Source organism: Kitasatospora sp. NE20-6, from assembly GCF_045862635.1.
In genome coordinates this window covers 212,844-233,635 of sequence record NZ_BPRL01000002.1, presented here as the reverse complement: position 1 = coordinate 233,635, position 20,792 = coordinate 212,844, and the positions used below count along the sequence as shown (strand labels likewise).

Annotated in this window: 21 protein-coding genes; 2 read left to right on the top strand and 19 right to left on the bottom strand. The window is 75.0% G+C overall.

Annotation, left to right across the window (positions count from 1 at the left end; genetic code table 11):
• Window positions 1-19: 19 nt before the first annotated feature.
• Together SNE206_RS01695 and rpe are read right to left on the bottom strand one after the other, a co-directional pair.
• On the bottom strand, window positions 20-928 hold the full coding sequence (locus SNE206_RS01695; protein WP_407911495.1) for an alpha/beta hydrolase: 909 nt from the start codon (window positions 926-928) through the stop codon (window positions 20-22).
• Window positions 929-1,009: 81 nt separating this feature from the next.
• Window positions 1,010-1,693, bottom strand: a complete 684-nt coding sequence (gene rpe, locus SNE206_RS01690; protein ID WP_407911494.1) for a ribulose-phosphate 3-epimerase — start codon at window positions 1,691-1,693, stop codon at window positions 1,010-1,012.
• Window positions 1,694-1,881: 188 nt separating this feature from the next.
• Here rpe and SNE206_RS01685 point away from each other — a divergent pair, with 188 nt between their 5' ends.
• Window positions 1,882-2,736, top strand: coding sequence for an SCO6745 family protein (locus SNE206_RS01685; protein WP_407911493.1), 855 nt, complete (start codon window positions 1,882-1,884; stop codon window positions 2,734-2,736).
• Window positions 2,737-2,866: 130 nt separating this feature from the next.
• Here SNE206_RS01685 and SNE206_RS01680 read toward each other — a convergent pair whose 3' ends face one another.
• From SNE206_RS01680 to def, 8 genes are all read right to left on the bottom strand, one after another.
• Window positions 2,867-3,718, bottom strand: a complete 852-nt coding sequence (locus SNE206_RS01680) for an ABC transporter ATP-binding protein (RefSeq protein WP_407911613.1) — start codon at window positions 3,716-3,718, stop codon at window positions 2,867-2,869.
• A 113-nt stretch (window positions 3,719-3,831) separates the two neighbouring features.
• Complete coding sequence (locus SNE206_RS01675) at window positions 3,832-4,488, bottom strand: C39 family peptidase (RefSeq protein ID WP_407911492.1); 657 nt, start codon at window positions 4,486-4,488, stop codon at window positions 3,832-3,834.
• Between the two features lie 29 nt (window positions 4,489-4,517).
• The gene (locus SNE206_RS01670; RefSeq protein ID WP_407911491.1) at window positions 4,518-5,438 is read right to left on the bottom strand and encodes an AurF N-oxygenase family protein; all 921 of its coding nucleotides are present in this window, start codon (window positions 5,436-5,438) and stop codon (window positions 4,518-4,520) included.
• 129 nt (window positions 5,439-5,567) lie between these two features.
• A complete protein-coding gene (locus tag SNE206_RS01665) occupies window positions 5,568-6,617 on the bottom strand; it encodes an aldo/keto reductase (protein ID WP_407911490.1) in 1,050 nt (349 codons plus the stop codon).
• A gap of 256 nt (window positions 6,618-6,873) precedes the next feature.
• The gene (locus tag SNE206_RS01660; RefSeq protein WP_407911489.1) at window positions 6,874-7,845 is read right to left on the bottom strand and encodes an aldo/keto reductase; all 972 of its coding nucleotides are present in this window, start codon (window positions 7,843-7,845) and stop codon (window positions 6,874-6,876) included.
• A 108-nt stretch (window positions 7,846-7,953) separates the two neighbouring features.
• Complete coding sequence (locus SNE206_RS01655; RefSeq protein WP_407911488.1) at window positions 7,954-9,384, bottom strand: RsmB/NOP family class I SAM-dependent RNA methyltransferase; 1,431 nt, start codon at window positions 9,382-9,384, stop codon at window positions 7,954-7,956.
• Between the two features lie 84 nt (window positions 9,385-9,468).
• Window positions 9,469-10,404, bottom strand: a complete 936-nt coding sequence (gene fmt / locus SNE206_RS01650) for a methionyl-tRNA formyltransferase (RefSeq protein WP_407911487.1) — start codon at window positions 10,402-10,404, stop codon at window positions 9,469-9,471.
• Window positions 10,405-10,430: 26 nt separating this feature from the next.
• Entirely contained in the window at window positions 10,431-10,976 is a 546-nt protein-coding gene (def, locus tag SNE206_RS01645) for a peptide deformylase (protein WP_407911486.1), read from the bottom strand.
• A gap of 246 nt (window positions 10,977-11,222) precedes the next feature.
• Here def and SNE206_RS01640 point away from each other — a divergent pair, with 246 nt between their 5' ends.
• On the top strand, window positions 11,223-11,753 hold the full coding sequence (locus SNE206_RS01640) for a hypothetical protein (RefSeq protein ID WP_407911485.1): 531 nt from the start codon (window positions 11,223-11,225) through the stop codon (window positions 11,751-11,753).
• 27 nt (window positions 11,754-11,780) lie between these two features.
• Here the strand turns inward: SNE206_RS01640 and SNE206_RS01635 are convergent, their stop codons facing one another.
• The 9 genes from SNE206_RS01635 to SNE206_RS01595 form a co-directional block, all read right to left on the bottom strand.
• Entirely contained in the window at window positions 11,781-13,847 is a 2,067-nt protein-coding gene (locus SNE206_RS01635) for a primosomal protein N' (RefSeq protein ID WP_407911484.1), read from the bottom strand.
• Window positions 13,848-13,947: 100 nt separating this feature from the next.
• Window positions 13,948-15,156, bottom strand: coding sequence for a methionine adenosyltransferase (metK, locus tag SNE206_RS01630; protein WP_405010354.1), 1,209 nt, complete (start codon window positions 15,154-15,156; stop codon window positions 13,948-13,950).
• Window positions 15,157-15,293: 137 nt separating this feature from the next.
• Complete coding sequence (gene coaBC, locus SNE206_RS01625; RefSeq protein WP_407911483.1) at window positions 15,294-16,508, bottom strand: bifunctional phosphopantothenoylcysteine decarboxylase/phosphopantothenate--cysteine ligase CoaBC; 1,215 nt, start codon at window positions 16,506-16,508, stop codon at window positions 15,294-15,296.
• A 166-nt stretch (window positions 16,509-16,674) separates the two neighbouring features.
• On the bottom strand, window positions 16,675-16,941 hold the full coding sequence (gene rpoZ, locus SNE206_RS01620) for a DNA-directed RNA polymerase subunit omega (RefSeq protein ID WP_405010356.1): 267 nt from the start codon (window positions 16,939-16,941) through the stop codon (window positions 16,675-16,677).
• A gap of 52 nt (window positions 16,942-16,993) precedes the next feature.
• The gene (gene gmk / locus SNE206_RS01615; RefSeq protein WP_405010357.1) at window positions 16,994-17,551 is read right to left on the bottom strand and encodes a guanylate kinase; all 558 of its coding nucleotides are present in this window, start codon (window positions 17,549-17,551) and stop codon (window positions 16,994-16,996) included.
• Window positions 17,552-17,599: 48 nt separating this feature from the next.
• Window positions 17,600-17,926, bottom strand: coding sequence for an integration host factor, actinobacterial type (gene mihF / locus SNE206_RS01610; protein ID WP_100887384.1), 327 nt, complete (start codon window positions 17,924-17,926; stop codon window positions 17,600-17,602).
• A gap of 234 nt (window positions 17,927-18,160) precedes the next feature.
• On the bottom strand, window positions 18,161-19,000 hold the full coding sequence (gene pyrF / locus SNE206_RS01605; protein WP_407911482.1) for an orotidine-5'-phosphate decarboxylase: 840 nt from the start codon (window positions 18,998-19,000) through the stop codon (window positions 18,161-18,163).
• A complete protein-coding gene (locus SNE206_RS01600; protein WP_407911481.1) occupies window positions 18,997-19,968 on the bottom strand; it encodes a dihydroorotate dehydrogenase in 972 nt (323 codons plus the stop codon). The genes pyrF and SNE206_RS01600 overlap by 4 nt, the downstream gene beginning before the upstream one ends.
• Window positions 19,968-20,765 (bottom strand): dihydroorotate dehydrogenase electron transfer subunit, encoded by a 798-nt coding sequence (locus SNE206_RS01595; protein WP_407911480.1) that lies wholly within the window; start codon window positions 20,763-20,765, stop codon window positions 19,968-19,970. The genes SNE206_RS01600 and SNE206_RS01595 overlap by 1 nt, the downstream gene beginning before the upstream one ends.
• Window positions 20,766-20,792: the final 27 nt, after the last annotated feature.

Genomic DNA, 20,792 nt, shown 5'->3' with positions numbered 1-20,792 from the left:
TCCGGTGGCCGGCCGGGTGTCAGGCGGGCGCGGCCAGCGCGTGCCCGAGGAACGCGGTGGCGTCCGGCAGCACCCGCCGCCAGAAGCCGTCGGTGTGCGCGCCCCGCGGCAGGTGCATCTCGGCAGCGCGGTCGGCGAGCCGCCGGGCGGCCGGGCAGAACGGGTCCTCCGTGCCGCACCACACCGCCAGCCGCCGGGTCAGCGGCCGGTCGAGGTGGAGCAGCGGCTCGCGTTCGAGCCAGTCCGCCTCGTCCTCGTAACCGTCGACCGTCCGGGCGTCGCTCCAGGTGCGGAACAGCGCCGGGCTGAGCAGGGCCACGGCGCCGAGCCCGCCGTTGCGGGCACGGGCGTACTGCAGCGCCCCGGAACCGCCCATCGATATGCCGAGCACGCCGGTGGGCACGGCGAGGCCCCGGGTGGTGAGCCAGCCCGGCAGCTCGTCCAGCAGCATCGCCATCGGGTCGTCCCCGGCGCTGCGGCGGTGCCAGTACGTGGCATCGCCGCCGTCCACCGCCACCAGGTGGTGCGGCGGCACGCCACGGGCGGTCGCGTCCGCGAGGAACTCCGGAAGGCCCAGGTCGAGCACGGCCTGCGCGGACCCGCCGCGGCCGTGCAGCACCAGGCAGACGGGCAGCTCCGACGGACGGGCGGCGTGCGGCGGCGTCATGATGCTGAGCTGCACCCTGCTGCTGCGGGCGGCGGAGGACACCCGGTAGGTCCGGACCGTCCCGGGCACCGCGTCCGGCACGGTGCCGTCCGGGCCGGTCATGCCGACGGCGCGGCGCAGCCGCGGACCGCCCGGCAGGACGTCCTCGACCACCGCCGTGCCGACGACCGCGGCACCGGCCCCGGCGACCGCCAGGGCCCGCAGGAACGTCCGCCGGCCGGCCCCCGCCGACCGTGCCCGCTGCTCTCCGCTCTGTTCCAAGACCACTCCCCCGTTCGATCTTGGGGAGACACTCTACGGCCCGTCAGATGCGCCGCGCGGACCACCCCTGACGGGCGGGCCTCAGTGCCGGCAGGCCCACGCGGCGCCCGCGGTGGCCGCCTCAGCCTGCGCGCGCAGGGCACGGACGGCCTCGGCCGGGTCGTCCGCGGAGTAGACGGCGGACCCCGCCACGAACACGTCGGCGCCGGCCTCGGCGCAGCGCTCGACGGTGGACGCCGACACGCCGCCGTCGACCTGCAGCCACAGGTCGAGCCCGTGCTTGGAGATGAGCTCCCGGGTACGGCGGATCTTGGGCAGCATGATGTCCAGGAACGCCTGGCCGCCGAAGCCGGGCTCCACGGTCATGATGAGCACCATGTCGAGCTCGGGGAGCAGGTCCTCGTACGGCTCGATCGGGGTGGCCGGGCGCAGCGCCATCGAGGCGCGCGCGCCCTTGGCGCGGATCTCGCGGGCGAGCCGGACGGGCGCGGCGGCGGCCTCCACGTGGAAGGTGACGGAGCCGGCGCCGGCCTCGACGTACTGCGGGGCCCAGCGGTCGGGCTGTTCGATCATCAGGTGGCAGTCGAGCGGCGTGTCGGTGGCACGGGCGAGCGACTCGACGACCGGCACGCCCAGCGTCAGGTTGGGCACGAAGTGGTTGTCCATCACATCGACGTGCAGCCAGTCCGCGCCGCGGACGGCCTCGGCCTCGGCCGCCAGTCGGGCGAAGTCGGCGGAGAGGATGCTGGGGTTGATCTGCGCCATATCCGGGTACCTTCACAGCTCGGTGCGGGCGGTCGTCTGCGGCCACCTTCTCCCATCATCGCGCGAAGCGGCGACGGGGGGTGAACGCCGCCGTCCACGGGTGACCCGCATCACAGCAGGGGCGCCCCACCGCCGTGGACGCCCCGGTCCGTACCGGGAGCCGAAGGTTCCGGAGAGGCTGTCCCCCCGTGGCTGAACTCGCCCATCCCGCCCGTGCCCTCTGGTGGCTCTTCGAGCCGGTGCACGCCCTCACCTACTTCTCCCCCGAGGGGCGGGCCGCGTACGAGGCGGTCGGCCTGCGCGGCTACTGGCGCGGCTACTTCGGCGGGCGCTCGGCGCCGCTCGGCCCGGTGGACGCGGCACCGGTGGTCGCCGCGTTCTTCAACTTCGCGCCCTCCATGGTCGAACGGGCCCTGCCGGACGTCTGGTCGCGCGCCACCCCGGAGGCCGCGCTGACGGCCCGGGTCGAGGGCGCGACCGCGGCGCTGGCCCGGGTGCTGGAGACCGTCAAGCCGCACCTGATCGACCGCTCGGTGGAGCTGCTGGAGCGCGCCGTGGACGGCCTCGACTGTTGCGGCCGCGTGCTGGCCGCCGCCAACGCGGCACTGCCGCGGCCGGAGGGCCGGCTGGCGCGGCTCTGGCAGGCCACCACCGTGCTGCGCGAGCACCGCGGCGACGGCCACGTGGCGGCGCTGGTCGCCGAGGGCCTCGACGGCTGCGAGGCCCTCGTGCTGCGCTGCGCGCTCGACACCCGCCGCGAGGTGCTGCAGCCGTACCGCGGCTGGACGGACGCGGAGTGGGACGACGCCACCGGGCGCCTCACCGGGCGCGGCTGGCTGACCGCCGACGGCGCCGTCACCGCCGAGGGCCGCTCGCGGCACCGCGCGCTGGAGGCGGCCACCGACCTGGCGGCGGCCCGGGTGTGGGACGACTTCCACCGCGAGGAGCTCGACGAACTCGCCGCCGCCCTGCGGCCGCTGTCGACGGCGTGCCGCGCCGAACTCCCGCAGTACAACCCGATCGGCCTGCCGAACGGCGGGTGACCGGCCCCGGCCCGCGGCGGCCGCACGTCAGGCCGCCGTACGGGGGGCGTGCGGGCTGACCTCCGGCGGGCGGGCGTCCGGCGGGCGGGCGTCCAGCGCACGGCAGGCGCACGGCCGCGCCGGCGGCACCTCAGAGCGCGGTCGGCGCCGTCCGGGCCGCGCGCGCCGTCCAGCGGCCGTCGTGGCGGGCAATGCTGACGGGGTGCCCGAAGCAGGCGCTGACGAGGTCGGTGGTCAGCACCTCGTCGACCGGGCCGGCCGCGACGGTCTCGCCGTCGCGCAGCAGCAGGGCGTGGGTGGTGGTCTCCGGGAGCTCCTCCAGGTGGTGGGTGACGAGCACGCTGGCGAGCTGCGGGTGCTCCGCGCGGAGCTCGTCCAGCGCGGAGAGCAGGATCTCGCGGGCGGTCAGGTCGAGCCCCGTGGCGGGCTCGTCGAGCAGGAGCAGCCGGGGGCGGGGCATGAGGGCGCGGGCGATGAGCGTGCGGCCGCGCTCGCCCTGGGAGAGCTTGGGCCAGACGGCGTCGGCCCGGTCGGCCATGCCCATCAGGTCGAGGAGGTGGTCGGCGTGCGCGACCGCGTCCGCGTCGGGCTTGTGCCACAGGTCGGGTTCGATGCTGTTGGTGAGGCCGGTGAGCACGACGTCACGCACGCCGAGCGGCGAGCGCAGCGGGTGCCGCGGGTTGACGTGCCCGAGGTGGGCGCGCAGCTCGCGGATGTCGACCCGGCCGAGCTGCCGGCCGAGCACGTGCACCTCGCCGTGGGTGGGGTGGGAGACGGCGCCGAGCAGCGCGAGCAGGGTGGACTTGCCGGCGCCGTTCGCCCCGAGCAGGGCCCAGTGCTGGCCGGGCCCGACGGCGAGCGAGATGTCGCGCAGGAGGTAGCGGCCGTCGCGGACGACGTCGACGCCGACGGTGCGCAGCAGCGCCTCGTCCGGCAGGGGCTCGGTCGGGGTCACGGCGGCCTCCGGGCGGGTGCGGGTGATCACTCGACGGCCACGCTAACAGCCCGCGCGGCGGTGTCGGCCGGCCCGTTCGGGATCCGGACCGCCCCGGACCGCCCCGGGGCGGGTCGGGTCGGGTCGGGTCGGCCCGGGAGCTACTCGCCGCGTCCGAGCTGCGGCGGGCCGAGCAGGATGCCGCGCCCCGCGTAGAAGCGCCCGAGGTCGGCCCAGGGCACCCTGGCGTGCTGCTGGGACTCCCCCGCGAAGCCCGACGGGTTGTGCACGAGGAGACCGTCGTCGTCCGCGCCGACGGCGAGCACGAGGTGCCCGCCGGTGCGCGGCGGGGCGGGTTCGAGGGTGCGGATCGACGGGTGGACGGAGATCATGGCGAGCCGCCCGGCGGCGAGGTGGCCGGGCAGTTCCTCGGCGGGCAGGGGGGACCTGGCCTCGGCGTACAGGCCCCAGCGGCTCCGGACGTAGGCGGCGAAGGGGGCGTGGACCAGGCCGTCCAGCCGTCCGTCGGGGTGCCGGACGTAGCCGCCGGCCTCCGTGCTCTCCCGGGCGAGGCGGACGATCGGCGGGGCGACGCCCCACCAGTGGTCGAGCGCCATCCGCAGGCAGGCCATGCCGCAGGCCCGCCAGGACCAGAAGGCGTACTCGACGGGGTCGGGGGCGCCGGACTGCTCCCAGCGCGGGTCGTCCTCCGCCTCGGCGGTGCCCGCGATGATGTCGGCGACGAGTTCGGGGGATTCCCACTGCGCGTAGTAGGGAACCGGGTGGCTGATCGGCTGCACATGATCATTCTGACGCATGCCGGCGCGGCGCGCGCTGCGGCCCCCGCTCACACGACGCCGGCCGCCCGCAGCAGCCACCGGTTGGTGCGGCCGACGAGCCCGGCCCGGTCGAGGACGCCGACGACCTTGGCCGCCATCTCGACCTTCGCCGCCCGCCAGTGCGGGTTCGCCCGGGCCGCGCGGCTGCCCTCGGCCGGGTCGATGCCGACGGAGGCGTAGACCCGCGGGTGGATCAGCCGGGTGGTCGCGAAGTAGATGACCACGCCCATCAGGAGCTGTTCGGCGCGCCGTCGCACGAGGCCGAGGTCCTTGCGCTGCAGTTCCTCGCGGGCGTACGTGATGTGCCGGGCCTCCTCGATCACGTGGATCCGGGACACCTGGCGGACGAGCGGCTGCAGCGACTCGTCGTTCATCATCTCGCGCTGGAAGGAGTCGAGGATCTCCTCGACGTACATCGTGCCGCCGAAGGTCTGGCTGTGCGTGGAGACGGCCTTGAACACCCGGCCGAGGTTGTGCGCCACCCGCCCGGCGCCGTACGCGGGCGCCCCCATCTTGGCGATCATGCGGGCGAACATCACGGAGTGCCGGCACTCGTCGGCGATCTCGGTGAGCGCGTACTGCACGTGGGCGGTGGTCGGGTCACGGTCGAAGGCGTGCCGCAGCAGCATCTGCATGAGGATCTCCTCGAACCAGATGCCGACGCTGGCGACGCTCGCCACCTCGTGCTTGCTCAGCTCGATGCGCTGCTCCTCGGTGAGGCCCTGCCAGAGCGCGGTGCCGTAGAGGGAGATGCGGCGCGGGGCGATGTAGTAGGCGCCGGGCACGGGTTCGGCGTCCCAGTCGACCTCGGTGAGGGGGTCGAAGGAGAGCTTGACGGAGGACGCCAGCAGGCGTTCGGCCGTGCGGCGGCGCTGCCGGTCGCGCTCTTCCAGGACGGCGGTGGTGGCCTTGCGCGCGGTCGTCGCCATGAGGGTGGCTCCTCGGTCGCTCGGAGTGGGGGCTCTGGCGAGACCGTAGAAGGTATTAGACGCCGCGTCAATAAGATGGGCGGAAAGGGGGCCCGCCGCCGCACCCGGCGGGCCCCCTTCCCCCGGCGCCTACCCGGCGGCCCGCTCACCGACCGGGCGGCGGCGCAGCGCCGGATCGGTGAGCGCCTGCGGCCGCCAGACGCCGTCCGCCCGGTAGAGGTCCGTCCCGGGCGGCACGACGGCATCGATCCGGTCGAGCGCCGCGTCGTCCAGCACCAGCGAGGCACCCTTCAGCAGCGACTCCAGCTGATCGGACGTCCGCGGCCCGATGATCACCGAGGTGACCGCCGGGTGCGCCGCGGGGAACGCCACCGCGAGCTCCGGCAGCGTGCACCCCAGGTCGTCGGCGAGCCGGACGAACTCCTCCACCGCGTCGAGCTTCGCCGCGTTCCCGGGGATCGCCAGGTCGAAGCGGGCCGGGGTCAGCGCCGCCCGGCCGCTCGACAGGTCGATCGGCCGGTCCTTCCGGTACCGGCCGGTGAGGAAGCCGGACGCCAGCGGGCTCCACGTGAGCACCCCCATGCCGTACCGCCGGGCGACCGGCAGCACCGAGGTCTCGGCTCCGCGCGCCAGCAGCGAGTACGGCGGCTGCTCGGTGCGGAACCGCTGCAGGCCCCGGCGCTCCGCGACGTGCTGCGCCTCGACGATCTCCTCCGCCGGGAAGGTCGAGCAGCCGAAGGCGCGGATCTTGCCCTCCCGCACGAGGTCGCCCAGCACGCCGAGCGTCTCCTCGATGTCGGTGCGGGGGTCGGGCCGGTGCACCTGGTAGAGGTCGATCCAATCGGTCCGCAGCCGCCGGAGGCTCGCCTCGACCTCCTGGACGATCCAGCGCCGGGAGTTGCCACCGCGGTTGGGGCCGGCCCCCATCGGGAAGTGCACCTTGGTGGCGAGCACGACGTCGTCGCGCCGGCCTTCCAGGGCCTTGCCGACGATCTCCTCGGACTCCCCGGCGGAGTACATGTCCGCGGTGTCCACGAAGTTGACGCCCGCGTCGAGCGCCGCGTGCACGATGCGGGCGCACGCGTCGTGGTCGGGGTTGCCGACGGCGCCGAACATCATCGTGCCCAGGCAGTGGACACTCACCTCGATGCCGGTGCCGCCGAGGACGCGGTAGCGCATGGTCGTACTCCTTCGGGTGCGCGGCCTGCGGAGTCAGGCCGTGTGCGCACTCTAGGAGTTGGAGTGCACTCCATCTCAAGTGCCTTTCCGGCGGGCGGGCGGACGGCAACGCCGGCCCCGGCAGCGGGCACCGCCCACGGGGCCGGCGCCCGGGCCGCCGACGACCCCGCGGCCGCCCTCGCCGGCCCGTTCACGCGGCGGGACGGCCCGCCGCCCGTCCTGCCCGGGCCGTGCGCCCGGGCAGGACCCGGGTCTCCTACCAGGCGTAGTCCTCCGGTGCGGTGCGGTGGCCGGGGAAGATCTCGTCCAGCCGGTCGAGCGTCTTCCGGTCCAGCGTCACGTCGAACGACCGGACGGCGGCGTGCAGTTGCTCCAGCGTGCGCGGCCCGACGATCGGGGCGGTGACCGCGGGACGGGTGAGCAGCCACGCGAGGGCCACGTCGCCCGGCTCGTGGCCGAGTTCGGCGGCGAGGTCCTCGAAGTCCCCGATCTGCTCACGGTGCTTCGCGAGCGTCTCCGCGGCGCGGCCCTCGGTGCGCCGCACGCCCTCGCGCTCCTTGCGCAGCACGCCGCCGAGGAGGCCGCCGTGCAGCGGGGACCACGGGATCAGCCCGAGGCCGTAGTGCTGGGCCGCCGGGGCGACCTCCAGCTCGACGCTGCGCTCCAGCAGGTTGTAGAGCGACTGCTCGCTGGTGAGGCCGAGGAAGTTGCGGGCCTTCGCGGTCTCCTGGGCCTGGGCGATGTGCCAGCCGGCGAAGTTGCTGGAGCCGACGTAGACGATCTTGCCCTGTGCGGTCAGCACCTCCATCGCCTGCCAGATCTCCTCCCACGGAGTGGCCCGGTCGACGTGGTGCATCTGGTAGAGGTCGATGTGGTCGGTCTGCAGCCGCTTGAGGCTCGCGTCGACGGCGCGGCGGATGTGGAGCGCCGAGAGCTTGCCCTCGTTGGGCCAGTCCCCCATGTCGCCGTACAGCTTGGTGGCGATCACGGTCTTCTCGCGGCGGCCGCCGCCCCGGGCGAACCAGTTGCCGATGATCTCCTCGGTGCGGCCCCGGTTCTCACCCCAGCCGTAGACGTCGGCGGTGTCGAAGAAGTTGATGCCGAGCTCGTGGGCCGTGTCCATGATCTCGTGCGCGTCGGTCTCCTCGGTGTGCGGACCGAAGTTCATCGTGCCGAGGCAGAGGCGGGAGACGGTGAGGCCGGTGCGGCCGAGGTGGGTGAACTCCATGCGGCCCACCCTCCGTCAGACCGGCTTCGCTGTCCAGTTTTTCTCTCGGCCTGTGGACAAACCCCCGCCGGGTGCCATCCGTCCACAGGCCGACCTGCCCGGGCCGCGTCAGGTGGTACGGCGCAGCAGTGCGAGGTACATCGCGTCGGTGCCGTGCAGGTGCGGGAAGAGTTGCACGTCGGGGCCGTCGCCGAGTGCGGGCACGCCCGGCAGCAGCGGCCGGGCGTCGATCCACTCGACGCCCTGCTCGCCGCGCAGCACGTCGTCGACGACGGCGCGGGTCTCGGCCAGGTGGGGCGAGCACGTGGCGTACCCGATGACGCCGCCCACCCGGGTGGCCTGGATCGCGTCGCGCAGCAGGTCGCGCTGGAGCGGGCCGAAGCCGGCGATGTCCTCGGGGCGGCGGCGCCAGCGGGCCTCCGGGCGGCGGCGCAGCGCGCCGAGGCCGGAGCACGGCACGTCGACGAGCACCCGGTCGAAGCTGCCGGGCCGCCAGGCCGGCCGGGTGCCGTCGGCGGCGATCACCGTGTACGGGCCGGGGTTGCCGGCCAGGGTGCGGGCGACCAGCCGGGCGCGGTGCGGCTGCTTCTCGGAGGCGACCAGCGCGGCGCCGCGGTCGGCGGCGAGGGCGGCGAGCAGGGCGGCCTTGCCGCCGGGGCCCGCGCAGCCGTCGAGCCAGACGCGGTCGGGGCCGTCGAGGGGGGCCGCGGCCAGCGCGAGGGCCACGAGCTGGCTGCCCTCGTCCTGCACGCCGGCGCGGTTCTCGCGGACGGCGGCGACGCCGGCCGGGTCGCCGCCCTCGGCGAGCCGCAGCGCGTACGGCGACCAGCGGCCGTCCCCGGCCTCGGGCAGGGCCTCGCGGAGCTCGTCGACCGTGGCGCGGCCGGGACGGGCCACCAGGGTGACCTCGGGCCGCTCGTTGTCGGCGCGCAGGAGGTCCTCGACGTCGGCGCGGCGGGCGGCGTCCGGCTGCCAGCGGCCGAGGGCGTCCCACAGCGAGGAGACCACCCAGCGCGGGTGGGAGTGCACGACGGCGAGGTGGTCCTCGGCGTCCTCGTCGTAGGGCGGGGCGACCTGGGCGATCCAGGCGTCGAGGTCCTGGGCGCTGATGCGGCGCAGGACGGCGTTGACGAACTTCGCGCGGCCGTCCCCGAGCACGGCGCGGGCCAGCTCCACGGTGGCCGAGACCGCGGCGTGGGTGGGGATGCGGGTGGCGAGGAGCTGGTGGGCGCCGAGGGAGAGGACGTCCAGCACGGGCGGGTCGACCTCGCGCAGCGGGCGGTCGACGCAGGCGGCGATGATCGCGTCGTAGGTGCCCCGGAGGCGCAGCGTGCCGTAGACGAGCTCGGTGGCGAGGGCGGCGTCGCGGCGTTCCATGCCCTTCTGCTCGGCCTCGCGGAGCAGCGAGGGCATGATCAGGTTGGCGTAGGCGTCGCGCTCGTCGACGGCGCGCAGCGCGCGGAACGCGACGATCCGTGCGGGGTCCTTCTTGGGACGGCGGTGCGGGCGGGGGGCGCGCTGGGCGCTGGGGGTGGTCACAGGTGCCTCGAAGGTGCTGCGGAGTTATCCGTACGGGAAGGGCGGTGGTGGGTGGCCGGGCGTCGTGGCCCGGCCGGGGCGGGCCTAGCCGTCGAGCTGCTCGCCGGACTCGATCCGGACCCCTCGGGCCCAGTCTGCCGCGCGCATCGGCTTCTTGCCCTGCGGCTGGACCTCGCCGAGTTCGACGTCGTGGCTGCCGGTACCGGCGCGCACGCTGTTCTTGGCGACGGCGAGTTCGCCGGGGGCGAGGGCCGTCTCGCCGGGCAGCAGCTTCACCGGGCCGGTGAGCTTGAGGCGCTCCCCGCGGAAGACCGTCCAGGCGCCGGGCGCGGGGGCGCAGCCGCGGACGAGGCGGTCGACGCGCAGCGCGGGGTGGTTCCAGTCGATGCGGGCGTCCTCGACGCTGATCTTGGGGGCGAGGGTGATGCCGTCGGCGGGCTGCGGCACGGCGTGCAGCGCGCCGTCGGCGATGCCGTCCATCGTGGCGGCGAGCAGCCGGGCGCCGGAGTGCGAGAGCCGGGTGAGCAGGTCGCCGCTGGTGTCGGCGGGGCGGATCTCCTCGGTGACGACGCCGAAGACCGGGCCGGAGTCGAGGCCCTCCTCGATGAGGAAGGTCGAGGCGCCGGTGACCTCGTCGCCGGCCATCACGGCGTGCTGCACGGGCGCCGCACCGCGCCAGGCGGGCAGCAGCGAGAAGTGCAGGTTGACCCAGCCGTGCTTCGGCACCTCCAGGGCGCCCGGGCGCAGCAGTGCGCCGTACGCGACGACCGGGCAGCAGTCCGGGGCGAGTTCGGTGAGGCGGGCGAGGAAGTCCGGGTCGCTCGGCTTCGCGGGCTTGAGCACCTCGATGCCGGCCTCCTCGGCGCGCTGGGCGACCGGGCTGGCGACCAGTCGGCGGCCGCGGCCGGCGACGGCGTCGGGGCGGGTCACCACCGCGACGACCTCGTGCCGGTCGGAGGTCAGCAGGGCGTCGAGCGCGGGGACGGCGACCTCGGGGGTGCCGGCGAAGACGAGGCGCATGGGTGCCTTTCGGGAAGGGGACGGGGTCAGCGCGCGGAGCCGAAGGTCGAGTGCGGGGAGACCCGGACGGTCGGTGCCGGCCCGTCGCCCCACTCGGCCTCGCGGATGGCCTTGAGCGCGGCCTTGCGCGCCTCGCGGTCGAGGCGGTCGATGAAGATGATGCCGTCGAGGTGGTCGGTCTCGTGCTGGATGCAGCGGGCGAGCAGCCGGGTGCCCTCGATCTCGACCGGTTCGCCGTGCATGTCGAGGCCCCTGGCGACGACGCCGTGGGCGCGCCTGGTGTCGTACTGCAGGCCGGGCAGCGAGAGGCAGCCCTCGGGGCCCTCCTGCTCCTCGTCGGTGAGCGTGAGGTCGGGGTTGACGAGGTGGCCGACGACGCCGTCCACGTTGTAGGTGAAGACCCGCAGCGAGACGCCGAGCTGGGGGGCGGCCAGGCCGGCGCCGGGGGCGTCGAGCATGGTGTCGGTGAGGTCCTTCACGAGCCGCCGCAGCTCCTTGTCGAAGGTCGTGACGGGGCGCGCGGTGGAGCGGAGCACCGGGTCGCCGAAGATCCTGATCGGCTGGATCGCCATGGCTGCGGGCTCCCTGGGGGTCGGCGGCGGTCGGAAACGTACCCGGAGAGTCTATGCAATCGGCGGCGGCGGCCCGGCCCGGGTGCCGGACGGTCCCGCCCGGCCGGTGCCGATCGCGGTTTCCCGCACAACCCGTCCCCACCGGGCGCGTTACCCGGGCCAGGGGTCGGGCGTTGGTCAAGTGGAATTGACCGGACGCACGCGTCGCGGTCCGAGCCGACCGAACGGAGAGGTGGCACCCAGGCCATGGCCGAGCAGATCAATCACGATGCCCGGGCACGGGCGAGCCTGCACCTGCTGGTCCGGGACATCGAGCGGGTCAGGCGCCAGGTGGACGCCCTCCGCACGCTGACCGCCCAGCTGGGCAACGTCTACCGGCCCCGCCGGCCCAGCACCTCCGCGGGTTTCGTCGTGTACGGGCGGGCGCCCGCGCCCACCGTGCGCCTCGCACAGGAGCTGCGGGAGAGCGTGGAGACGCTGGTCGCGGCGGCGGTCGAGTTCGACCGCGCGCTCGGCTTCTCCTGGGATTCGGTGGGGTCCGCGCTGGGGGTGACCAAGCAGGCGGTGCACCGCCGGTACGGCATGCGCCGGCCCGCCGGCGAGCTCCTCCCCGCGGTGTCGGTACCGGTCCCGGGCGACCTGCGGGACGAGCGGGCCGCCGAGGAGCACCCGGACCGGCCCGAGCCCGCGTCCGCCGCCGCGCTGGCGCGGACGGTGCCGCAGGCGCGGCAGGGCGGCCTCGGCAGCCCGCAGGAGACGGCACGGCTCATCCGCTGAGCGGCACCGCCCCCGCGCCGCGGGTGCTCAGCCGATGTCGGGCGGGTCGATCCTGATCCGGACGGGCGCTCCGGTGCGCAGCGCGATGCGGGCGATCTGCGCGGCCTTCAGCGCCGAGGCGAGGGCGGCCCCCTGTCCGGGGGCGACCCGCAGGAGGGCCCGCTCGATCTCCTCGCCGCGGGCGGCGGGCACCGGCACCGGGCCGAGCACGTCGGCGCCCTCGGGCAGCCGGACGAGCCCGAGCAGGTCGGCGACGGCCTGCGGCGGCCCGGTCACGGAGGCCATCCGGGAGACCGGCGGGAAGTGCAGCTGGGCGCGTTCGTCGAGCTCGGTGGCGGCGTGGCCCGCCGGATCCCAGCGCACCAGCGCCTGGACGGGCCGCGCGGACGGCTCGGCGACCACCACCACCGTGCCGCCCTCCCCGGCCGGGCGGACGAGGGCCGCGGCGGTGAGCCAGCGGCGCAGCGCCTCCTCGCCGGCCCGCAGGTCGGGGCGGGTGAGCAGGGCCCAGCCGTCCAGGAGCAGGGCGGCGGCGTAGCCGTCCTCGGCGAGCGGTTCGGCGCCGGGGGTGGCGATCACGAGGCCCGGCCCCGGAGGCACGGTGGCGAGCACCGCGTCGCGGCCGGAGGTGCGCACCGGCACGCGGGGGAAGGCCTTGCCGAGCTCCTCCGCGGTGCGGCGGGCACCGACGATCTGGGCCCGCAGCCGGAACGAGCCGCACTCGACGCAGTGCCACTCCGGCTCGGTGGTGCCGCACCACGTGCACAGGGGCGGGGCGGCGGCGGAGCCGGCCTCCAGGGGGCCTGCGCACCGCCGGCAGCGGGCGGGTGTGCGGCACCGGCCGCAGGCGAGCCGTGGCAGGTAGCCGCGCCGGGGCACCTGCACGAGGACGGGGCCGCGGGTGAGGGCGTCGCGGGCGGTCTCCCAGGCGACGGACGGCAGCCGGGCGGCCTGCGCGGCGGCGTCCCTGGCCTGGTCGAGGTCGGTGACGGTGCGCACCCGCGGGGCGAGGTCGCGGACGGTGGCGCGTTCGGCGGCGAGCGGTCTGGCCCATCCGGTGCGGAGCAGCTGCGCGGCCTCGACGGTCGTCGACAGGCCGCCGAGCAGCACGCCCGCGCCCTCCTCGGCGGCCCGCAGCAGCGCGACCTCGCGGACGTGCGGGTGGGGCGCGTTGGGGTCGCTGTGGCTGCTGTCGCCGTCCGACCAGACGACGAGCAGGCCGAGCGGGCGGACGGGCGCGAAGACGGTGGCGCGGGTGCCGACCACGGCCCGTACCGAGCCCCGGCTCACGGCCAGCCAGTGCCGGTACCGCTCCTCGGGGCCGGCCTCCGCGGCGAGCACGGTGTGCAGGCCGGGGCCGAGCAGTGCGGTGAGGGCGGCGTCGGCCCGGGCGACGGCGCGGCCGTCCGGCAGGACGACGAGCGCGCCGCGGCCGGCGGCGAGCGTGGCGGCCACCGCGCGGGCGATCTCGTGCGGCCAGTCGGGGCCGGGCAGGGCCGTCCAGACCGCCCGGGGGGCGTGTCCGGCGGCGAGCGAGGCGAGGAAGGCGGGCCCCTGCGGGTAGCGGGTCCAGGTGCCCGGCCCGGGGGCTGCGGGCGGGGGCAGCGGTGCGGGTGAGGGCTCGGCCTCGGCGCGGGCGTGCCGCGGCGGCACCGCGAGCTGCAGGACGTCCGCGAGGGTGCCGGCGTACCGGTCGGCGACGGCGCGGCAGAGCCTGAGGAGCGCGGGGGTGAGCACGCGCTCCGGTGAGAGCACCCGTGCGAGCGGGGCGAGCGGCCCGGGGTAGTCGGACGCGGCGAGCCGGTCGACGATGTACCCGTCGTGCAGGGCGCCGCCCTGCCGCCGCCCGGACGGGCCGACCCGGGCGCCGAACCTCACCCGCACGCGGACGCCCGGCTGCGCGTCGTCGGCCATCGTGGCGGGCACCGCGTAGTCGAAGTACTGGTCGAGGCTGAGCACGCCCTTGTCGACCAGCACCCGGGCGACCGGCAGCTCGTCGGCCGGTTTCACGCCCTGGGCGGCCTTCGGCTTCGACCGGCGGACGGTCTCCCGGATGAGGGCCAGCTGCTCGCCGGCCCCGTCTGCGCTGCTCATCGTCACCCTTGTTATCAGACGGCGCCGACAGAACGCCGCAGGCGGCGGCCGCCCCCGGTGGGGGTGGCCGCCGCCTGGGCGGTGCCGGTGGTGGAGCCGGTCAGGCGCTGACGGCCTTCTTCAGCGCCTCGACGCGGTCCGTGCGCTCCCAGGTGAAGTCCGGCAGCTCACGGCCGAAGTGACCGTACGCGGCGGTCTGACCGTAGATCGGGCGCAGCAGGTCCAGGTCGCGGATGATCGCGGCCGGGCGCAGGTCGAAGACCTGGGTGACGGCTTCCTGGATCTTCAGGACCGGGACGGTCTCGGTGCCGAAGGTCTCGACGAACAGGCCCACCGGCTCGGCCTTGCCGATCGCGTACGCGACCTGCACCTCGGCGCGGGTCGCGAGGCCCGCGGCGACGATGTTCTTCGCCACCCATCGCATGGCGTACGCGGCGGAGCGGTCGACCTTGGACGGGTCCTTGCCGGAGAAGGCACCGCCGCCGTGGCGGGCGTAGCCGCCGTAGGTGTCGATGATGATCTTGCGTCCGGTCAGGCCGGCGTCGCCCATCGGGCCGCCGATCTCGAAGCGGCCGGTCGGGTTGACGAGCAGGCGGTAGCCGTCGGTGACGAGCTTGATGCCCTCGTCGGCGAGCGCGCGGAGCTCGGGCTCCACGACGAACTCGCGGATGTCCGGGGTGAGCAGCGACTCCAGGTCGATGTCGCTCGCGTGCTGCGAGGAGACGACCACGGTGTCGAGGCGGACGGCCTTGTCACCGTCGTACTCGATGGTGACCTGGGTCTTGCCGTCGGGGCGCAGGTACGGGATCGTGCCGTTCTTGCGGACCTCGGACAGGCGGCGCGAGAGGCGGTGCGCGAGGGTGATCGGCAGCGGCATCAGCTCCGGCGTGTCGTCGCACGCGTAACCGAACATCAGGCCCTGGTCGCCGGCACCCTGCTTGTCGAGCTCGTCGTCCTCGCCCTCGACCCGGTGCTCGTGCGCGGTGTCCACGCCCTGGGCGATGTCCGGGGACTGCGAGCCGATGGACACCGACACGCCGCAGGAGGCGCCGTCGAAGCCCTTCTTCGAGCTGTCGTAGCCGATCTCGAGGATCTTGTCCCGGACGAGCTGCGCGATCGGCACGTAGGCCTTCGTGGTGACCTCACCGGCGATGTGGACCAGGCCGGTGGTGATCAGCGTCTCCACGGCGACGCGCGAGGTGGGGTCCTCCTTGAGGAGGGCGTCCAGGATGGTGTCGCTGATCTGGTCAGCGATCTTGTCGGGGTGTCCCTCGGTCACGGACTCCGAGGTGAACAGGCGGCGAGACACAGCGCTCCCTGGGGTTGCAGCGGCTGCTGACTGAATGCCCTGGTGGTCAGGGCATCCGGAAAGACTCTGATTCCTGGAGTGTAACGGCCAGGCACCGTCACCCGGCACTCCCCCGGTACGGCAGTCGTGTGACCGTCCTATTGCGGCAACACTGCGAGACGCGGCACCACGGCGTCCCACACCGCGTCCGCCAGGGCCTCCTTGGGCCCGTCCGGCACCACGGTCTCGCCGCCGTCGGCGGCGAGCACGGTTGCGGCATTGGTGTCACGGCCGAACGCCTTGCCGTCGCCGACCTCGTTCACCACGAGCAGGTCGCAGCCCTTGCGGGCCAGCTTGGCCCGGCCGTTCGCGAGCACGTCGTCCGTCTCGGCGGCGAAGCCGACGACCAGCTGCCCGGGGCGGGCCCGCTGCGCGGACAGCTCGGCCAGGATGTCGGGGTTGCGGACGAGCACGACCGGCGCCGGGTCGACGCCGTCGACCTTCTTGATCTTCCCGGTGGCGTACTCCGCCGGGCGGAAGTCCGCCACGGCCGCCGCCATCACCACGGCGTCCGCGCCGGCGACGGTCTCGTGCACCGCCTCGCGCAGCTCCAGCGCGGTCGAGACGCGCACCACGTCGACACCGGCCGGGTCGGGCAGCTCGACGTTGGCGGCCAGCAGGGTGACCCGGGCGCCGCGGGCCGCGGCGGTGGCCGCCAGCGCGTAGCCCTGCTTGCCGGACGAGCGGTTGCCGAGGAAGCGCACCGGGTCGAGCGGCTCACGGGTGCCGCCGGCGGAGACCACCACGTGCCGGCCGGCGAGGTCCTGCGCCGCCGTGCCGCGGGCGAGCACCCGGCGGCAGGCCTCGAAGATCGCGCCGGGGTCGGGCAGCCGGCCCCGGCCGGTGTCCGCGCCGGTGAGGCGGCCCACCGCGGGCTCGATCACGACCGTGCCGCGGCGGCGCAGCGTGGCGACGTTCTCCTGGGTCGCCGGGTGCTCCCACATCTCGGTGTGCATCGCGGGGGCGAGCACGACCGGGCACCGGGCGGTGAGCAGGGTGTTGGTGAGCAGGTCGTCGGCCAGCCCGTGGGCGGCCTTGGCGAGGAGGTCGGCGGTGGCGGGGGCGACCACCACGAGGTCGGCCTGCTGGCCGATCCGCACGTGCGGCACCTCGTGGACGCTCTCCCAGGTCTCCGTGGCGGCGGGCCGGCCGGAGAGCGCCGCCCAGGTCGCCTCGCCGACGAAGTGCAGGGCCGCGGCGGTCGGCACCACGGTGACCTGGTGGCCCGACTCGGTGAACCGTCGCAGCAGCTCACAGGCCTTGTACGCGGCGATGCCGCCGCTGACGCCGAGGACGACGCGCGGTGCGTTCATGGTGAGGGTGTCTCCTTCTACGGCCGCCGGCCGGGTGGGCCCGGCCTCACGCTCGCCTCACCCTACGGCGCCTCCGACGGCCCGTGCAGCATGACCCCGCGCACAGCGGAAGGGCTCGCCGGAGCGTCTCCGGCGGGCCCTTCCGTACGACTGTCGTGCGTGGTGCTCAGGCGGCCTCGATCGGCTCCGCGGTGAGCATGCCGGCGTTGATCTCGCGCAGCGCGATCGACAGCGGCTTCTCGTGCACGTGGGTGTCGACCAGCGGGCCGACGTACTCCAGCAGGCCCTCACCGAGCTGCGAGTAGTACGCGTTGATCTGGCGGGCGCGCTTGGCCGCGTAGATCACCAGGCTGTACTTGGAGTCGGTCGCCTCGAGCAGCTCGTCGATCGGCGGGTTGATGATGCCCTCGGGCGCTGTCATCGAAGAGGACACGCGAAAACCTTCCGAAAGTGGATTTTCCGACCGTACGACCAGGTCGATCCGGTCAGACTACACCGAGCAAGGCTAGCAGTTCGGCTGCTACCTGCTCGACGGAGGTGTTGACAAGGGTCGTGTCGAACTCCTTCTCGGCGGCCAGCTCGACCTTGGCCGCATCGAGCCGCTGATCGATCACGTGCTGCGGCTCGGTGCCCCGGCCCGTGAGCCGGCGGACCAGCTCGTCCCAGCTCGGCGGAGCCAGGAACACGAGCTGGGCCTCGGGCATCGACTCCCGCACCTGCCGGGCGCCCTGCAGGTCGATCTCCAGCAGGACCGGCTCGCCGCGGTCGAGCTTGTCCTGGACGGCCTGCCGGGGGGTGCCGTAGCGGTTCCCCGCGAACACCGCCCACTCCAGCAGTTCGCCGTTGGCGACCAGCTTGTCGAACTGGTCGTGGTCGACGAAGTGGTACTGGACCCCGTCACGCTCGCCGGGCCTCGGGTGCCGGGTGGTGGCCGACACCGAGAGCCAGACCTCGGGATGCATCTTCCTCATATGAGCGACGACCGTGCTCTTGCCGACCCCCGAAGGGCCGGAGAGCACGGTCAGCCGCGGACGCTCACTCATGCACCGATTATCCCGGATCGCGGACGTTCCGGGGACCAGCACCCCGGTTCAGGAGGCGGCGGAGCCGAACTCCCGCTCCAGCGAGGCGATCTGGTTCGTACCGAGGCCGCGCACGCGGCGGCTCTCGGAGATGCCGAGGCGCTCCATGATCTGCTTGGCCCGCACCTTGCCGACGCCGGGAAGGCTCTCCAGCAGTGCAGAAACCTTCATCTTGCCGATGACCTCGTCGTCGGCCTTGCCGGCCTTGATCACGTCGTGCAGCGAGGCACCGGAGTGCTTGAGCTTGTTCTTCACGTCGGCGCGCTTCCGCCGAGCCTCGGCGGCCTTGGCGAGCGCAGCGGCGCGCTGTTCGGGGGTAAGGGGCGGAAGAGCCACGCCGTTCACCTCAGGTGTGGATGGAAGGGATGAGCTATGACTGGTGGTGCCCGGCCCCCGGAGAGCAGGCTCTGACCTGCACGGCGGCGGATTTTCCGCCGCCTTCCGGTGACCTACCGCCGGACACTACCCAACTTAGGCCGCCACGTCAGGAAAAGAACACGAAAAGTCCTGGTCAGCCGGGGCGGACACAGGACTTTTCCGGGCAAACCCGCCGCTGCGTGCGGCTGCCGGTCAGCCCTTTGTGACGGCGCTCACATCGTCGGCGAAGACCTGGGCGGCGTCCCGCAGCGCCTGCACGGACGGCCCGTGCTTCAGCACGTCACGGCTCACGCTCGGCAGCACGTTGCGCACCGAGGCGCCGAAGACCCTCGGCAGGTCGGCGGCGGTGGCACCCTGGGCGCCCACGCCGGGGGCGAGCAGCGGGCCGTTGATCGCGAGATCGACCCCCGCCTCGGCGAGCGTCGCACCGACGACCGCACCGAACGAACCGAGCGGCTCCTCGCCCGCGTTCTCCGCCGCGAGCCGGCTCAGCACGCCCTGCGCCACGGTCACGCCGTCGGCGCCCACCGCACGCTGCACCTCCGCCCCCTCCGGGTTGGAGGTGAGCGCCAGGGCGAAGAGGCCGCAGCCGTTCGCGCGGGCCAGGTCGACGGCGGGCTGCAGCGAGCCGAAGCCGAGGTACGGGCTGACGGTGAGCGCGTCCGAGAAGAGCGGGCTCCCCGGCGAGAGGAAGGTCTCCGCGTACGCCGCCATGGTCGAGCCGATGTCGCCGCGCTTGGCGTCCATCACGACGAGGGCACCGGCGGCCCGGGCCTCCGCCACGCAGGCCTCCAGCACGGCGATGCCGCGGGAGCCGAAGCGCTCGAAGAAGGCGGCCTGCGGCTTGAGCACGGCCACCCGGTCGGCGAGCGCCTCGACGACCGTGCGGGAGAACGACTCCAGGCCGGCGACGTCGTCGCCGAGGCCCCACGCGGCCAGCAGCGAGGCGTGCGGGTCGATGCCGACGCAGAGCTGCCCGCGGCTGTCGAGGGATGCGCGCAGGCGGGCGCCGAACGGGGCGAGGGTGGTCATCGGGGTCCTCTCGGTGGATCGGTGCGGTGGGCCAGGCCCACCGCGTCGGTGAAGGCGGCGAGGCCGCGGGCGGCGAGCTCGGTGCGCAGCTCGTCGAGGATGCGCAGCGGCGCCGTGGGGTCGTGCAGGAGTGCGGAGCCGACCGCGAAGGCGCTCGCGCCGGCCGCCGCGAAGGCGAGGGCGTCGCGGCCGGTGCGGATGCCGCCCATGCCGAGGACGGGCACCTCGGGCACCCGGCCGGCGAGCATCGCCGCGCGCACCTGGTGCACGCACCGCAGCGCGACCGGGCGGACGGCGGGTCCGGAGAGGCCGCCGGGCCCGGCGGCGAGCGCGGGACGCAGGGTCACCGGGTCGATCTCCAGGCCGGGCAGCGTGTTGATCATTGAGAGGCCGTCCGCGCCGGCCTGGACGCAGGCCGCGGCGATGTCGGTGATCGACAGCACGTCCGGTGCGAGCTTCGCGTAGACCGGCAGGTCGGCGGGGGCGGCCCGGCGCACCGCGCGCACCAGGTCGTAGGAGATCGCCGGGTTGGCGGCGAAGACCAGGCCCAGGTCGGCGTGGGCGGGGCCGCCGATGTTGAGCTCCAGGCCGACGACGCCGGGCAGGCCGCCGAGCCGGGCGGCGAGCGTGGCGAACTCCTCGATCCGCTGCCCGGCGACGGACACCACGACCCGGGCGCCGCGCTCGGCGAGCCAGGGCAGCTCGTGCTCGACGAAGGCGTCGATGCCGGGCCCGGGCAGGCCGAGCGCGGTCAGCACGCCCGCGGGCACCGCGACGGCGCGCGGGGCCGGGTGGCCGGCCCGCGGCTCGGGCATGACCGTGCGGGTGGTGACGGCGCCCAGCGCGTCCAGCGGGACGAACCGGGCGAGCTCGCGGCCCGTACCGCCGCAGCCGGCCGCCGTCACCAGCGGGTTGGGCAGCAGCACCGGGCCGAACGGCGCGGTGAGGTCGACGTCCTGGGGGTCCATCAGCCGCCCACCAGCCCGTCCGGGACACCGCCGAGGTCGTCCCAGCGGACCCGGGCCCCGTCGAACACCGGGCCCTCGGTGCACGCCCGGGCGAAGCGGGTGACGCCGTCGGCGCCGTCCACGGGCAGGACACAGGCCGCGCACAGCCCCGTGCCGCAGGGCATCGGGGTGTCCGTCATCGTCCAGCAGCGCGCACCGGCGCCGGCCGCGGCACGTGCGACCGCCGCCAGCACGGCGGGCGGACCGGCGGCGTGGACCACCGTGGCACCGATCGCCCGGACGGCCTGCGGCACCGGGTCGGCGAGCGGCCCGGGCAGCCCGGCCGACCCGTCCTCGGTGACCACCAGCACGTCCTGGGTGAGCGCACGGGCCTGCTCGACGCCGTGCAGCGCGGCGGCGGTCGGCGCGCCGAGGAGGAAGCCGACCTGCCCGCCGCGGGCCCGGATCTCCCCGGCGAGCGCCGGCAGCGGCGCGGCATGCCCGGCGTGGCCGACCAGCAGGGCGCTGACGGCCTGCTCGGGCACCGGGAAGGGCGTGCCCAGCGGCGCGATCAGGTCGACCGCGCCGCCGGTCGGCGCCCGGTCGACGACGAGTTCGATCGTGCCGGCGGCGGCGTCCGCCCGCACGATCGGCACGCACTCCCGCAGCACCCCGTCGCCGCCGTCGGCCGCGAGGGACGCGAGGTGGCCCGGACGCACCCGGGGTGCGGCCCGGGCGGCCCGCAGCACGAGGCGGTGGCGGGTGCCCTCGGGGGTGGTGGAGAGCACCTCCGCCCGGGACCTGACCGGATGGGCCATCTCTCGTCCGCCTCTCTGGGTGTCCGC

Bases quoted from the DNA above. Each gene is read 5' to 3' on its own strand.
- rpe (WP_407911494.1), bottom strand. From the start codon at position 1,693: ATGGCGCAGATCAACCCCAGCATCCTCTCCGCCGACTTCGCCCGACTG.
- SNE206_RS01675 (WP_407911492.1), bottom strand. From the start codon at position 4,488: ATGCGTCAGAATGATCATGTGCAGCCGATCAGCCACCCGGTTCCCTAC.
- SNE206_RS01670 (WP_407911491.1), bottom strand. From the start codon at position 5,438: ATGGCGACGACCGCGCGCAAGGCCACCACCGCCGTCCTGGAAGAGCGC.
- SNE206_RS01665 (WP_407911490.1), bottom strand. From the start codon at position 6,617: ATGCGCTACCGCGTCCTCGGCGGCACCGGCATCGAGGTGAGTGTCCAC.
- SNE206_RS01660 (WP_407911489.1), bottom strand. From the start codon at position 7,845: ATGGAGTTCACCCACCTCGGCCGCACCGGCCTCACCGTCTCCCGCCTC.
- fmt (WP_407911487.1), bottom strand. From the start codon at position 10,404: ATGCGCCTCGTCTTCGCCGGCACCCCCGAGGTCGCCGTCCCCGCGCTC.
- def (WP_407911486.1), bottom strand. From the start codon at position 10,976: ATGGCGATCCAGCCGATCAGGATCTTCGGCGACCCGGTGCTCCGCTCC.
- SNE206_RS01640 (WP_407911485.1), top strand. From the start codon at position 11,223: ATGGCCGAGCAGATCAATCACGATGCCCGGGCACGGGCGAGCCTGCAC.
- SNE206_RS01635 (WP_407911484.1), bottom strand. From the start codon at position 13,847: ATGAGCAGCGCAGACGGGGCCGGCGAGCAGCTGGCCCTCATCCGGGAG.
- coaBC (WP_407911483.1), bottom strand. From the start codon at position 16,508: ATGAACGCACCGCGCGTCGTCCTCGGCGTCAGCGGCGGCATCGCCGCG.
- gmk (WP_405010357.1), bottom strand. From the start codon at position 17,551: ATGAGTGAGCGTCCGCGGCTGACCGTGCTCTCCGGCCCTTCGGGGGTC.
- pyrF (WP_407911482.1), bottom strand. From the start codon at position 19,000: ATGACCACCCTCGCCCCGTTCGGCGCCCGCCTGCGCGCATCCCTCGAC.
- SNE206_RS01600 (WP_407911481.1), bottom strand. From the start codon at position 19,968: ATGGACCCCCAGGACGTCGACCTCACCGCGCCGTTCGGCCCGGTGCTG.
- SNE206_RS01595 (WP_407911480.1), bottom strand. From the start codon at position 20,765: ATGGCCCATCCGGTCAGGTCCCGGGCGGAGGTGCTCTCCACCACCCCC.